A 12,952-nucleotide genomic window follows, 5' to 3' on the forward strand; every position below is an offset into this window, starting at 1 on the left:
CAGCGGCTGATCCAGGTCTGCGCGGGATGAGCGAATGTCCTGCGCGAAATCGCCTTGTCCTTCGGAGGGGGCAAGGAGATGATGGCGCAAACGCACGGATGCGTGGTCGTTGAGGGGCGACCGGAACACAGGTATTCGCGCGGTTCACTGAATTCCTGAGGGGGATGCGACATGGCAACCAAGGCAACGCAGCGCAAGATTCTCGCAGTACTGGCAGGCGGGCTCGTGCTCGGCGTCGGCACCGCGGTGACGCTCGCGGTCTGGAACGACTCCGAGTTCGCGAACGGCACGTTCACGGCAGGTGCTTTCAACCTCGAAGGGTCGACGGATGGAACCGCCTACGCCGACCATGCCACCACCGGCACCGCAGCGACGCTCGCTTTCACCCTGCCCGCAGGACTGGTGGGGAACATGTCGCCGACGAGCTCCGTCTACGCCGGCTTCTGGGTGCGCCTGGCGGCCGGTACGACCAGTGGCGCGAACCTCGTCGCCGCCGGAACCACGGCCGACGCGGCAGCGACCTCGAACTCCGGGCACCTGTCGTACTCGATCTACCAGCTCGCGCCGGGGGCGACCTGCAACGCGGCGACCGCGACCGGCACGCCGATCGCGACCGGGGCTACGCTCGACGCCCAGACCGGTACGACCACCGTGCCGCTGACGGCCGGAGGGACCGCGGCCGTCCCGGGCACTGCGGTGCAATTGTGCTTCAAGGTGACTGCGGACGCAGCGCTCACACCGAGCCTGGTGACCAACGCCACCTGGCAGTTCACGGCGACCTCGACGAGCTGAGCATGTGATGGTCACCCGCAGCGAAATGCGGGAGAGGCGGCGGCTGCGCTCCCGTCGACTACGAGCTGTCCTCGCGGGCGGACTCGTGCTCGGGATCGGCGTCGCCGCGACTCTTGCCGCATGGAACGACTCCGAGTACGGCGCCGCGAGTTTCACGGCGGGGAGGTTCGACATCGTCGGAGCGATCGATGGGGCGACATTCTCGAGCCACGCGACCACGGGTGCGGCGGCGACGTTGAACTTCGTGCTCGCTCCGACCGCGATGGCACCGGGAAACTCCACATACGCGCTGTTCAGTGTGAAGACCGCCAATCCCTCGGTCGCGGGAACGCTGCAGCTGACCGCGGGAACGCCGGGAGGCACGGGGCTCGCGACGTATCTCACCTACGGTGTGCGCACGATCGCCGGCACCACCTGCAACTCGACCACGTACGCGGCGGGAACGGCGGTCGTGGCGGACGGATCAGCCCTCACCGCAGGAGGCTCGGCGACTCAAGTCGTGACGGCGAACGGCGCGGCGCAGGTGAACTACTGCTTCGCGGTCACGCTCCCGCTCACAGCACCGAACGCTGCGCAGGGGCTCACGATGACGCAGACCTGGCAGTTCCTCGGGACGTCGTCGTAGCAGGAGCGGATGTCAGGGAGAGGAGGATGAGGTGACGACCCCGACGACACGGCGGAGCCTGCGGGAAGCGGCTCCGTTCACCGACGTGGTCGATCCGCAAGCGACCGCCGTCCCCGCGCGTCGCCGTGCGCGGCCAGGGCGGATGATCGGCGACGCGCTGCTCTGGGTCGCCGCAGTTGCTGGAACGGTCTGCATCCTGCTCGTCGTGCTGGCGTTCACCGCCCAGATCACGCTGATCATGTTCCGCACCGGCTCGATGTCGCCGACGATCCCTGCCGGCTCCGTCGCCGTGGTGCAGCGCGTGTCTGCGAGCGAGATCGAGGTGGGCGACGTGGTGACGGTCGACCGCGCGGGCGAGCTTCCGGTGACCCACCGCGTCACCTCGATCGATGCCGGTGCGAGCACGGACGAGCGAGTCATCACGATGCGCGGCGATGCGAACGCCGCAGCCGACCCGTTCCCCTACTCGGTGTCCTCGGTGCGAAAAGTGCTGTTCTCCGTTCCGGGGATCGCGTTGATCATCGCCGGCATGGGTAACCCGGTCGTACTCGGAACCCTGACGGTCGCGGCGACTGCCCTGGTGGTCTGGGCCTTCTGGCCGCGTGGGCATCGCCGGGCCAGATCCGACACTGAGGGGAACGGCCCGTGAGGCGCGCGTTCGTGGGCGTCCTCCTCGCTGTCCTCGCGGTCGCGATGCCGTCCGCTGCGTGGGCGGCATCCACGACCCAGGTCATCCAGGGATCGGTGCTGCGTCTCGTCTCCGTCGCTGACTGGGCGGCGGCAGGCAGTCTTCTGCCCGGTCAGCCCGTGCAGTGGGACATCGCGGTGAGTGCAGACGCCCCGGATCCCGGAGTCGTGCGGATCGGCGTCAGCGCGACGGGTGAGGCACGGTTGCTTCTTGACGTCTCGATGTGTGCACAGGCCTGGACCGAGACCGAGTGTCCCGGCGGCGCGACCGAGCTGCGCACAGGATGGAGCATCCCGCGCGACGGGGTCGAGGTTCCGCTCGCCGAGATCGCCGACACCGAGACGGCGTACCTCCGCCTCGCGATCTTCCTCGATCCCTCCGGGGGTTCGGGCGCCGGCAGCACCGATGTCCGCGTGCTCGCGCGCGGTGCCGGGGAGACCGTGACCGTGGGGTCTGACGGCGCTCTGGCGACGACGGGGCTGCCACCCGGTACGCCCTGGGTGGTGGGGGCGGGGGCGATACTCGTCGTGTGGGGTGCGGCGCTGGTGCACAGCCGTGGGCGACGTACCGCGTCCGAGGCGGGGAGCGCGAGATGAGGCGCCCCGCACGCACACGCATCCTGGCGGGTGTCGTCGGCCTCGCCGTGCTGGTCGGAGTCGCCTCATCGCCCGCCGTGCAGATGACCGACGCCGCCTTCACCGACAGCGAGTACGCCGCGGGGTCCTTCACGGCGGCGACGCTGGCGAGCCCCGTGGTCACCTCGTGCACGGTGACGAGCTTCCTGGGGACGTTCACGGGCTTCACGATCAACTGGACATCCCCCTATCTGAAGGTGCAGCAGCGTTTCTCCATCAACAACGTCGTCGTGGACAACACCAATGTCACGCAGAGCGGGTCGGGCCCGTACACCTACACCTCCACCATCAGCTCCGGACTGTTGAACACCCTGCTGGGGAGTCTCCTCGGCTCCACCAACGCCGTGAAGGTCGAGACGGTCTACGCCGGGACGTCGTGGGTCTCACCGGCCGCGACGCGTTCGCTGTCGGTCGGGGGTCTGCTGGGACTCGGCGGCAACAACACCTGCACCTGAGTGGTGCAGGGCTCGCAGCGCTCTCAGTCCGCGAGGGCGAGGGCGCGGAACGTGTCGCGTTCGCGGAGCTGTTCGCGGCGGCTGGCCGCGGCATCCGTCAGCCGGTTGGGGACCTGCTGGCCGGTGGTGCGCCGGTAGAGCTCATCGATGAGGTCGGTGGCGAGGCCGATGAGCTTCGCGATCTCGCGGTCGTCGCGGTCGATCCAGACACACCGCGGCTCGTCGTGGATGGGGGAGAAGTCGACGTGCTCCTCCCAGACGAACAGCGTCCGTTCGGCGCCGAGCACGTGCTGCTGCCACCAGATCTGGCGCAGGTACGTACGGGGGATGCCGCGGAAGGCCTTGTTGGTGGTCTTGATCTCGGCGAGCTTCACACGCCCGTCGGCGTCGACGGCGATGCCATCGGGCGTGGCGAGGTGGCGGTGCTCGACCTCTGCACGGAACAGGGCGGAGGAGGGGAGGATGCCGTGGGTCGCCGCGACCCAGGCGGCGATCTCGGGCTCGCGCCGCCGACCGTGATCGGTGTACGCGTTGCCTCCGAAGCGGGGTCCGCCGCCGAGCTTGGAGTCCGCTGCCCGAGAGATCGACTTCTCGGAGGTGAGTCCTGCCACGTCGGTGGCGGTGATGCCCCGCGAGCGCGCTCGCAGCCAGGCCACACGGTCACGGGAGTCCGCGACGATGCGTGCAGCGAGTTCCGGGTTCACCCTTCGACCCTAACCCCGTCCGCCGACCCTCCCTCCCCGTACACGCCGCCCCCACCCTTCCTCCCCCTCCCAGTCCCCCCTTCCTCTCTCACCCCCACCCCCACCCCCACCCCCACCCCCCTCCCACTTCGCCGAGTGCACGGCTTGTCGTCGAGTGCACGGCTTCGACACACGTGCAATCCGTGCACTCGACGACATCTCGTGCACTCGGCGACGGGTGCACTCTTCCTGCACACGAGCGGAGTTGCAGCGAGAAGGATGCGGAGAGCGGGAAAAGAAGGGGGGAACGAGATTCGGGGATGCTCGGGAGCGGAACCATGGGGCATGCCGACCGCCGCGCCTGTCATCGCTCAACTGGTCCGGTCGCGAGCCGACCTCCTCCAGCACGGATGGACGGAGCGGCGAATCTCGATGGCGGTCGGAGAAGGCTCGCTCTTCCACATCCGTCGAGGGTGGTTCATGGATGCCGGCGATCGGACGCCCCTGTGGCCGGAGCAGCGGCACCATGCGCACGTCATCGCGGTCGCTCGTGATGCGCGTGCTCCCATGGTCATGTCTCATTCGTCGGCCGCGGTGCTTTGGGGACTGCCGCTTTATGGCATGCGGCTCGCTCGCGTGCATATGACGACGGCGACGCCGAGGCGCATCTCGAGCGCGCCGGATGTGTTCCGGCATGTCGCGCCGCTTCCGGGCTCCGACATCACCGTGCGCGGTGGCATCCGGTGCACGTCGCTGTCGCGAACGGTCTTCGACCTCATTCGTTCACTGCCTGCTGCTGCCGCGGTGGCGGTGGCGGATGCGGCCGAACGGCAGATGGCGGATCGGCAGTGGGAATGGGACTTGGATGCCGTCAGCGCCTGGCGTCGTGGCCTTGCCCAGAGATTGAGCGAGGCCGGGGGAGCGCGGGGGATTCGGCAGGCGCGGTGGGTGGCGGAGTTCGCCGACGGGCGGGCGCAGCTTCCCGGTGAGAGCGTGAGCCGACTGCATCTGCATCGACTCGGCTTCGAGGCGCCTGAGCTGCAGGTACCGGTGGAAGGACCGGATGGTGCCTGCTACTTCGTGGACTTCGGGCTCGCTGATGTCCGCAGCTTCGGTGAGTTCGACGGCAAGACGAAGTACCTCGATGAGGCGCTACGATCCGGGCGCTCAGTCGAGCAGGTACTGCTGGAGGAGAAGCAGCGCGAAGACTGGATCCGTGGGCGCAGCCAGTGGCGCTTCGCCCGTTGGGGATCCGAACACATCGTGACAGCGCCCGCACTTGCCGCCCGCCTCGCCTCCTTCGGCATCACCCCACCGTGAGCCCCGCCCCTCCCTCCCGCCCGCCCACCCTCCCGCCCGCCCGCCCACCCTCCCGCCCTCCCCGCCCTCCTGCTCTCGGCCGAGTGCACGGTTTGCTGCCGAGTGCACGGCAACCTCGCGCCACGAAGTCGTGCACTCGGCAACATCCCGTGCACTCGGCGCCAGAGCAGCAGAGCCGGAGGGGGATGGGGGGATGGGGGATTTGGGGTGGGGGTGCGGGTGGGGTAGAGTTGTCGCAACCGAAGACCGCTGGTCATCTCGTGTGCGCAAGCACGCGAGATCGAAGCTCTGCATTGCAGGGGCCCGCGCAGGACGCGAACTTCTCAAAGCTCCGTGCGCCTGCGCCGGAGCTTTTTCTCTTGCAGGTGGTCCAGGTCGGCGCCACACCACCGTGCGGCGCCTCGTACACACCAAGGAGTGACCATGGCGCAGAAGGATGCATCGGTCGCCGAGCTCACGAAGTCATTCGAGAACTCGAACGCCGTCCTGCTGACCGAGTACCGCGGTCTGACGGTTGCCCAGCTCAAGGAGCTGCGCAACAGCATCCGTCAGAACGCTGAGTACGCCGTGGTGAAGAACACGCTGACCAAGATCGCCGCCAACAAGGCTGGCATCTCCGCGCTGGACGACGACCTCAAGGGTCCGTCGGCCGTCGCATTTGTGCACGGTGACTTCGTCGCCACTGCCAAGGCTCTGAGTGACTTCGCCAAGGCCAACCCGCTTCTCGTGATCAAGTCCGGCATCTTCGAGGGCAATGCCCTCTCCGCCGACGAGGTCAGCAAGTACGCCGCGCTGGAGAGCCGTGAGGTTCTGCTGGCGAAGGCTGCGGGCATGATGAAGGCGACGATGGGCAAGGCTGCCGCCACCATCGATGCTCTTCGCGAAAAGCTGGAGACCGCCGAGGCCGCGTAAGCGACCGGCGTTCTCGTTCACCAAACCCCATCTATCTAGGAGATACATCATGGCTAAGCTCACCACTGAGGAGCTGCTCGAGCAGTTCGCCGGCCTGACCCTCGTCGAGCTCAACGACTTCGTGAAGGCGTTCGAGGAGAAGTTCGAGGTCACCGCTGCTGCACCCGTCGCCGTTGCCGGCGCAGGTGGCGGCGCTGCAGAAGAGGTTGAGGAGAAGGACTCCTTCGACGTCATCCTCGAGGCTGCTGGCGACAAGAAGATCCAGGTCATCAAGACCGTCCGCGAGCTCACCTCGCTGGGTCTCGGCGAGGCCAAGGCTGTCGTCGACGGTGCCCCGAAGGCTGTCCTTGAGGGCGCCAACAAGGAGACCGCCGAGAAGGCCAAGGCCGCTCTCGAAGAGGCAGGCGCAACGGTTACCCTCAAGTAATCGCGACGCTCACGCGTTTCATCGAAGGCCCCGGGTTCGCCCGGGGCCTTCGTGTTTTCCAGGGGTGCCTTGAATTCCGGAACGCTGCGCGCTCAGCGTGGGGGAGCAGTGGAGCTGCGCACCACGAGGGCGGATGCCGCAGCCACATGTTCGAGCGGGGCGTCGGGGTGGTCCATCCGCTGCGTCAGCAGCCGCACCGCTTCGTGTCCTTGCTCTCGAGGCGACTGCCCGATCGTGGTCAGGGCGAACATGTCGGCATGTTCGTGATCGTCGATGCCGACGACGCTGAGCTCGGTCGGTACAGCGATGCCCAGGCGTCTGGCCGCGATGATCGCGCCGATAGCTGCTTCGTCGCACACCCCGACGATGGCCGTCGGACGGCGGCGTCGGTCGCCGAGCATGCCGGCCGCCGCGGCGTAACCGCCCGGCATGGTCGGGGCAGCTCCGGCGATGCGCGCGTTCGCCGACAGCCCGGCCGCCTGCAAAGCACCGTGGTATCCGTCGAGGCGTCGCGCGTCGCCGAAGCTCAGCTCGGCGGCGGCCGTCGATCCGCCGACGAATGCGATGTCGGTGTGTCCGAGTTCGATGAGGTGCTCGGTCGCGATGCGTGCGGCCGCCGTGTCGTCGATCGAAACTGAGCTGGACCCTTCGCTGTACGGACCGACGCTCACGAGCGGGCGCTCCGTGCGTTGCAGTCGCTCGAGCTCTTGAGCGCTCGGCTGGATGCCGACGGCGATGATGCCGTCGAAGCGTCTTCCTGGTAGAACGCTCTCGAACAGGTGCTCCCTGGTCTGAGAGCCTTCGGGTACGCCGTAGAGCGAGAGGTCGTAGTCGAGCGAGAACAGCGACTCCTGGACCCCGGCGAGCAGCTCGGCGAAGAACCACCGATTCACGGGCGGCATGACGACGCCCACAGTCTGCGTGCGTCCTGTCGCGAGGCTCGTCGCGGACGAATGCGCGACGTAGGAGAGATCACGTGCAGCGTCCACGACCCGCTGTCGGGTCGCCTGCGACACGTATCCGCGGCCGCTCAGGGCTCGACTCGCCGTAGCCTTCGACACGCCAGCACGCGACGCGACGTCCGCGATCGTGCTCATCGGTCCTCCTCGACCTGATCACGCGGATGCGTGGCACCAGCGCGGGGGGTTCGCGCCGGGTCAAAGCGTAGTCGTTGCGGTGCAAAAAGGGAACCGGTTCCAGACGTCAGGCGAGGGAGCGCTCCCACGTGCGAGGACTGCGCGAGGCGAATGGTTGTGAGCTTGTGACCCTAGCGTGTTGTGCGGGGATGCGGATGGCCAGTAGGTTGGCCTGGAATCGGTTCCCTAACGATGCCCCGGGGTGGCGTCGCACCAGGCGGGAACCTGTACTCGAAGAGGAGAATTCACATGGCTCTGTCACAGCGTTCCCGGCGTTACGCGCCGCTCGCCCTGCTGGGGGTCGCGGGCATCGCGCTCGCCGGTTGCGGGGCTCCCGGTGGAGCACCGGGTACCGACGGGGGTGACGGAGGCGACGCCACCGTCACGATCTACGGCACGATTGTCGACTCGGAGGCCGATCTCCTCCAGGAGTCCTGGAAGGACTGGGCCGACGAGAACGGCATCACGATCAAGTACGAGGGCAGCCAGGACTTCGAGACACAGCTCGGCACGCGCGCTCAGGGCGGCAACCCGCCCGACATCGCGATCTTCCCGCAGCCGGGTCTGCTCAAGGACTTCGCGGACCGCGACTACCTCAAGCCCGCACCGGAGGCGGTCGAGAAGAACGCCAACGAGTACTGGACCGAAGACTGGGTGAACTACGGCACGGTCGACGGGACCTTCTACGGTGCGCCGCTCATGGCCAACGTCAAGGGCTGGATCTGGTACTCGCCGGCGAAGTTCAAGGAGTGGGGTGTCGAGGTTCCGAAGACTCTCGATGAGATGACCGCACTCACCGACAAGATCCAGGCGGCGACCGGCACCCCCGCGTGGTGTGCCGGCTTCGAATCCGGCACGGCGACCGGCTGGCCGGGCACCGACTGGGTCGAGGACTACGTGCTGCGTCAGGCCGGACCGGACGTCTACGACGACTGGGTGACCAACAAGGTGAAGTTCACCGACCCGCAGATCAAGCAGGCGTTCGACTCGGTCGGCGGGATCCTGCTGAACCCGGCCAACGTCAACGCCGGTTTCGGTGATGTCCGCTCGATCAACTCGACGGCGTTCGGCGACGTCGCCCCGGCCATCGCCGGCGGCACCTGCGCACTGACGCACCAGGCTTCATTCCTCTCCGGGTTCTTCCCCGATGGCACCACGGTCGCCGAAGACGGCGACGTCTGGGCGTTCATGCTCCCGGGCGAGTCGGCAGACGACTCCGCTGTCACCGGTGCCGGTGAGATCGTCGGAGCGTTCAGCGACTCCGAGGCCACGCAGAAGGTGCTCGAGTACCTGTCCAGCCCCGAGTGGGCCAACAGCCGCGTCAGCCTCGGCGGCGTCACCTCCGCGAACAACGGGCTCGACCCGGCGAACGCCAAGGACCCGATCCTGCAGGAGACCATCAAGATCCTTCAGGACCCGGACACGACGTTCCGCTTCGACGCATCTGACCTGATGCCCGGTGCCGTCGGCGCTGGAACGTTCTGGAAGGGCATGGTCGCCTGGGTCAACGGAACCTCCACCGATGAGGTCCTGACGCAGATCGAGACCGGCTGGCCGTCCAGCTGATCGGATGAGGAGGGCCGCCCCACGGGGCGGCCCTCCTTCTCCACTCCACGATGCGCACACAGAGGTACGCATCGCTGAGCCGCAACGCGTCATGAAGGGGATTCCGTGAACGCGACAGTATTTTTCCAATGGATCGGCACACTTCCGCCGATCCTGCAGGCCGTGGTCGTGGTCATCGCATTCGCGGTGGTCGTGGCGATCATCCTTTTCCTCGTGGACGTGGCTCCGCGCAAGGGAGCGGTGTACACCTGGGTGCGACTGGCCATGTGCCTGCTCATCCCGCTCGCCGTGATGTTCTTCTTCAGCTCCTATTACTGGGCGATGGGGGTCGCCGTCATCGTCGGAGCCCTGTTCTTCTATCTGGATTACCGCTCGCGCGATGGTGCCGGGTATCTGATCCAACTGGTCGCCTTCATGGCTCCGGCGCTGCTCCTGCTGCTCGTCGGCCTCATCCTGCCCTCGATCCAGACGATGTACTCCTCGTTCCTGAGTTCGTCCGGCAAGGACTTCGTCGGCTTCGCCAACTACCTCTGGATCTTCACTCAGTCCGACGGCATCACCTCGGTCGTCAACTCGATCATCTGGGTGCTGCTCGTGCCGACTGTCTCGACGATCGTCGGGCTGGCCTATGCGGTGTTCATCGATCGCACTCGTGGCGAGAAGATCTACAAGGTCCTCGTGTTCATGCCGATGGCCATTTCGTTCGTCGGCGCCGGAATCATCTGGCGATTCATGTACGAGTATCGCGGCGCAGACTTTCCCCAGATCGGTCTGCTCAACCAGATCCTGGTGTGGTTCGGCGGCGAGCCGCAGCAGTGGCTGCTCAACGAGCCGTGGAACAACCTGTTCCTGATCGTGGTGCTGATCTGGGTGCAGACCGGTTTCGCGATGGTCGTGCTCTCCGCCTCCATCAAGGGCGTCCCGCAGGAACTGCTCGAAGCAGCCGAACTCGACGGTGCGAACGCCTGGCAGCGCTTCTTGTCCGTCACGATTCCCTCGATCCGTCCGGCGCTCATCGTGGTGCTGACGACCATCTCGATCGCCTCGCTGAAGGTGTTCGACATCGTGCGCACCATGACCGCAGGAAACTACGGCACCTCGACGCTCGCGAATGAGATGTACACCCAGTTCTCGAAGTTCGAGGCCGGGCGCAGTGCCGCCTTGTCGGTCATCCTCTTCGTCCTGGTGCTGCCGATCGTCATCTACAACGCGAGACAGATCAAGAAGCAGCGGGAGGTGCGATGATGAGCGACACCCTGAAGACAGAGACGGCGGCGACCTCCACGCGCGCGATCACCACCGGAGGCGGTCTGGACGGCGCTGCCGGGCGTGCGCGCAAGAAGCTCTCCCGCCCATGGGCATCCGTCGGATCCATCCTGATCGCGGTGCTGTGGACGATTCCGACCCTCGGCCTGTTCATCTCCTCGTTCCGCCCGCGGGACCAGATCCAGTCCAGCGGATGGTGGACGTTCTTCGCCAACCCGCAGGTGACGCTCGAGAACTACGTCGACGTGCTGCAGTCGGGGACGACGCAGCTCACGATCCTCGAGTCGTTCGTCAACTCGATCGCGATCACGATTCCCGCGACCGTGATCCCGCTGATGATCGCCGCGATGGCCGCATATGCGTTCGCGTGGATCGACTTCAAGGGCCGCAACGCCCTGTTCATCTTCGTGTTCGCCCTGCAGATCGTGCCGATCCAGATGGCGCTCGTGCCGCTGCTGAGCTCGTTCTCGCGAGGGATCAACCTCTTCGGACTGCAGGTCACACTCCCGCTGGATGCTTCACAGGGCTACGCGCAGGTGTGGATCGCGCACACGATGTTCGCTCTGCCCCTGGCGATCTATCTGCTGCACAACTTCATGTCGGAGATCCCGGGCGAGATCATCGAGGCGGCTCGCGTCGACGGCGCATCCCGTGGACAGATCTTCTTCCGCGTGGTGCTTCCGCTGACGATGCCGGCCATCGCCTCGGTCGCGATCTTCCAGTTCCTGTGGGTCTGGAACGACCTGCTCGTGGCGCTGGTGTTCGCCGATGGTGCTGCGGCACCGATCACGAAGCTGCTGGCTGAGATCACGGGTACGAGAGGAAACGACTGGTATCTGCTCACCGCGGGTGCCTTCGTCTCGATCATCGTGCCGCTGATCGTGTTCTTCGCTCTGCAGCGCTACTTCGTCAGAGGGCTGCTGGCCGGATCGACCAAGGGCTGACACTTCGAAAGACTCCGGGGGCCCTTCGTGAGAACGGATGCCGCGGTCGGGTGCAACACAACCCCGGTCGCGGCATCCGCGCGTCTACCCTGAAGTCATGAAGTACGCAGACTCGATCGTCGACCTCGTCGGCGACACGCCCCTCGTGAAGCTCCAGCACGTCACCGAGGGTGTCGCGTGCACGGTGCTCGTGAAGCTCGAGTACCTGAACCCCGGTGGCTCGTCGAAGGACCGCATCGCCGCGCGCATCATCGATGCCGCCGAGGCGTCGGGTGACCTGAAGCCCGGTGGCACGATCGTCGAGCCCACCAGCGGCAACACCGGCGTTGGTCTGGCGCTGGTCGCTCAACAGCGTGGCTACAAGTGCGTTTTCGTGCTGCCTGACAAGGTCGGCGACGACAAGATCGACGTGCTGCGGGCCTATGGGGCTGAGGTGGTGGTGACCCCGACCTCGGTCGCACCAGACAGCCCGGAGTCCTACTACAGCGTGAGCGATCGGCTGGCGAGGGAGATCCCCGGGGCGTTCAAGCCGAACCAATACGAGAACCCGAACGGTCCGCGCAGTCACTACGAGACCACCGGGCCGGAGATCTGGCGTGACACCGACGGTGAGGTCACCCACTTCGTGGCCGGAGTCGGCACCGGCGGCACGATCACCGGGACCGGGCGGTTCCTGCGCGAGATCTCGGAAGGCCGGGTGCGGATCGTCGGCGTCGACCCGGAGGGCAGCGTCTACAGCGGCGGCACCGGCCGCCCGTACCTCGTGGAAGGAGTCGGCGAGGACATCTGGCCGGGGGCATACGACCCGACGGTGCCGCATGAGATCGTGGCCGTCGGCGATGCCGATGCGTTCGCGATGACCCGGCGTCTCGCCCGCGAGGAGGGCATCCTCGTCGGTGGTTCGAGCGGAATGGCGGTCGTCGGAGCGCTGCGTATCGCGCGGGATCTGCCGGCGGATGCCGTGATGGTGGTGCTGCTCCCTGACGGTGGACGCGGCTACCTCGCCAAGATCTTCAACGACGGATGGATGCGCTCCTACGGCTTCAGCGACGTGGAGGACGGTGAGACCGTCGCTGATGTGCTCGCGGCCCGTCCGTCTCGGCAGGGGGCGGGCATCCCCGACCTCGTGCACGCCCACCCGACCGACACCGTGCTCGAGGCGATCGGCATGATGACCGAGTACGACGTCTCGCAGTTGGTGGTGCTGAGCGCCGAACCCCCCGTCATGATGGGCGAGGTGGTCGGCACGGTCGACGAGAAGGGGCTGCTCGATCTGCTGTTCCGCGGTGAGGCGAATGCGACCGACGCCGTGGGCGCACATGTGGGGGAGCGGCTTCCGCTCGTGGGCATCCACACCTCCGTCGCGCAGGCCAAGGCCGCGCTCGCCGAGGCCGACGCGTTGCTGGTGACGGAAGACGGCAAGCCGCACACGGTGCTGACGCGTCAGGACCTGCTGGCGTACCTGTCGCGCTGAGGAGCGCGTAGCTTCGGCCGACCCGGGGC

Annotated in this window: 14 protein-coding genes; 12 read left to right on the forward strand and 2 right to left on the reverse strand. The window is 66.8% G+C overall.

Features of this window, described 5'->3' with window-relative positions; translation table 11 throughout:
* Nucleotides 1–171 precede the first annotated feature (171 nt).
* Genes ACIQTX_RS06770 through ACIQTX_RS06790 form a run of 5 tightly spaced genes read left to right on the forward strand, consistent with a single transcriptional unit; the run spans nt 172 to nt 3,195 of the window.
* Entirely contained in the window at nt 172–792 is a 621-nt protein-coding gene (locus ACIQTX_RS06770; protein ID WP_402970463.1) for a SipW-dependent-type signal peptide-containing protein, read from the forward strand.
* A gap of 7 nt (nt 793–799) precedes the next feature.
* Nucleotides 800–1,417: a SipW-dependent-type signal peptide-containing protein gene (locus ACIQTX_RS06775; protein WP_028502388.1), complete on the forward strand. Its 618-nt coding sequence runs from the start codon at nt 800–802 to the stop codon at nt 1,415–1,417.
* Nucleotides 1,418–1,448: 31 nt separating this feature from the next.
* Nucleotides 1,449–2,066 carry a signal peptidase I gene (locus tag ACIQTX_RS06780; protein WP_402970467.1) on the forward strand — a complete coding sequence of 206 codons (618 nt, stop codon included), beginning with the start codon at nt 1,449–1,451 and terminating at the stop codon, nt 2,064–2,066.
* A gap of 11 nt (nt 2,067–2,077) precedes the next feature.
* Nucleotides 2,078–2,701 (forward strand): hypothetical protein, encoded by a 624-nt coding sequence (locus tag ACIQTX_RS06785; RefSeq protein ID WP_402970469.1) that lies wholly within the window; start codon nt 2,078–2,080, stop codon nt 2,699–2,701.
* On the forward strand, nt 2,698–3,195 hold the full coding sequence (locus ACIQTX_RS06790; RefSeq protein WP_402970472.1) for a hypothetical protein: 498 nt from the start codon (nt 2,698–2,700) through the stop codon (nt 3,193–3,195). The genes ACIQTX_RS06785 and ACIQTX_RS06790 overlap by 4 nt, the downstream gene beginning before the upstream one ends.
* Nucleotides 3,196–3,218: 23 nt before the next feature.
* On the opposite strand, the gene ACIQTX_RS06795 is transcribed toward ACIQTX_RS06790, so the two are convergent.
* On the reverse strand, nt 3,219–3,899 hold the full coding sequence (locus tag ACIQTX_RS06795; RefSeq protein WP_105528167.1) for a YqaJ viral recombinase family protein: 681 nt from the start codon (nt 3,897–3,899) through the stop codon (nt 3,219–3,221).
* A 324-nt stretch (nt 3,900–4,223) separates the two neighbouring features.
* On the opposite strand from ACIQTX_RS06795, the gene ACIQTX_RS06800 reads away from it, so the two are divergent.
* From ACIQTX_RS06800 to rplL, 3 genes are all read left to right on the forward strand, one after another.
* Nucleotides 4,224–5,198 (forward strand): hypothetical protein, encoded by a 975-nt coding sequence (locus ACIQTX_RS06800; RefSeq protein ID WP_402970476.1) that lies wholly within the window; start codon nt 4,224–4,226, stop codon nt 5,196–5,198.
* Between the two features lie 423 nt (nt 5,199–5,621).
* On the forward strand, nt 5,622–6,110 hold the full coding sequence (gene rplJ, locus ACIQTX_RS06805; protein ID WP_028503421.1) for a 50S ribosomal protein L10: 489 nt from the start codon (nt 5,622–5,624) through the stop codon (nt 6,108–6,110).
* A gap of 49 nt (nt 6,111–6,159) precedes the next feature.
* A complete protein-coding gene (gene rplL / locus ACIQTX_RS06810) occupies nt 6,160–6,537 on the forward strand; it encodes a 50S ribosomal protein L7/L12 (protein ID WP_028503420.1) in 378 nt (125 codons plus the stop codon).
* 92 nt (nt 6,538–6,629) lie between these two features.
* Here rplL and ACIQTX_RS06815 read toward each other — a convergent pair whose 3' ends face one another.
* Nucleotides 6,630–7,634 carry a LacI family DNA-binding transcriptional regulator gene (locus ACIQTX_RS06815; protein ID WP_402970479.1) on the reverse strand — a complete coding sequence of 335 codons (1,005 nt, stop codon included), beginning with the start codon at nt 7,632–7,634 and terminating at the stop codon, nt 6,630–6,632.
* Nucleotides 7,635–7,922: 288 nt separating this feature from the next.
* Between ACIQTX_RS06815 and ACIQTX_RS06820 the strand changes: the two genes are divergently transcribed.
* The 4 genes from ACIQTX_RS06820 (at nt 7,923) to ACIQTX_RS06835 (ending at nt 12,923) form a co-directional block, all read left to right on the forward strand.
* On the forward strand, nt 7,923–9,239 hold the full coding sequence (locus ACIQTX_RS06820; protein WP_028503418.1) for an ABC transporter substrate-binding protein: 1,317 nt from the start codon (nt 7,923–7,925) through the stop codon (nt 9,237–9,239).
* Between the two features lie 105 nt (nt 9,240–9,344).
* Entirely contained in the window at nt 9,345–10,484 is a 1,140-nt protein-coding gene (locus tag ACIQTX_RS06825) for a carbohydrate ABC transporter permease (protein WP_028503417.1), read from the forward strand.
* A complete protein-coding gene (locus ACIQTX_RS06830; protein WP_028503416.1) occupies nt 10,484–11,449 on the forward strand; it encodes a carbohydrate ABC transporter permease in 966 nt (321 codons plus the stop codon). Before ACIQTX_RS06825 ends, ACIQTX_RS06830 begins: the two co-directional genes overlap by 1 nt.
* 97 nt (nt 11,450–11,546) lie before the next feature.
* A complete protein-coding gene (locus tag ACIQTX_RS06835) occupies nt 11,547–12,923 on the forward strand; it encodes a cystathionine beta-synthase (protein ID WP_105528250.1) in 1,377 nt (458 codons plus the stop codon).
* Nucleotides 12,924–12,952: the final 29 nt, after the last annotated feature.

It is taken from the genome of Microbacterium sp. NPDC090281 (assembly GCF_044769635.1).
In the GTDB taxonomy this organism is placed as follows: domain Bacteria; phylum Actinomycetota; class Actinomycetes; order Actinomycetales; family Microbacteriaceae; genus Microbacterium.

What these genes read in the sequence shown, in the direction of transcription:
- ACIQTX_RS06770 (WP_402970463.1), top strand. Translation starts at nt 172, where the DNA reads ATGGCAACCAAGGCAACGCAGCGCAAGATTCTCGCAGTACTGGCAGGC.
- ACIQTX_RS06775 (WP_028502388.1), top strand. Translation starts at nt 800, where the DNA reads ATGGTCACCCGCAGCGAAATGCGGGAGAGGCGGCGGCTGCGCTCCCGT.
- ACIQTX_RS06790 (WP_402970472.1), top strand. Translation starts at nt 2,698, where the DNA reads ATGAGGCGCCCCGCACGCACACGCATCCTGGCGGGTGTCGTCGGCCTC.
- ACIQTX_RS06800 (WP_402970476.1), top strand. Translation starts at nt 4,224, where the DNA reads ATGCCGACCGCCGCGCCTGTCATCGCTCAACTGGTCCGGTCGCGAGCC.
- rplJ (WP_028503421.1), top strand. Translation starts at nt 5,622, where the DNA reads ATGGCGCAGAAGGATGCATCGGTCGCCGAGCTCACGAAGTCATTCGAG.
- rplL (WP_028503420.1), top strand. Translation starts at nt 6,160, where the DNA reads ATGGCTAAGCTCACCACTGAGGAGCTGCTCGAGCAGTTCGCCGGCCTG.
- ACIQTX_RS06815 (WP_402970479.1), bottom strand. Translation starts at nt 7,634, where the DNA reads ATGAGCACGATCGCGGACGTCGCGTCGCGTGCTGGCGTGTCGAAGGCT.
- ACIQTX_RS06820 (WP_028503418.1), top strand. Translation starts at nt 7,923, where the DNA reads ATGGCTCTGTCACAGCGTTCCCGGCGTTACGCGCCGCTCGCCCTGCTG.
- ACIQTX_RS06830 (WP_028503416.1), top strand. Translation starts at nt 10,484, where the DNA reads ATGAGCGACACCCTGAAGACAGAGACGGCGGCGACCTCCACGCGCGCG.
- ACIQTX_RS06835 (WP_105528250.1), top strand. Translation starts at nt 11,547, where the DNA reads ATGAAGTACGCAGACTCGATCGTCGACCTCGTCGGCGACACGCCCCTC.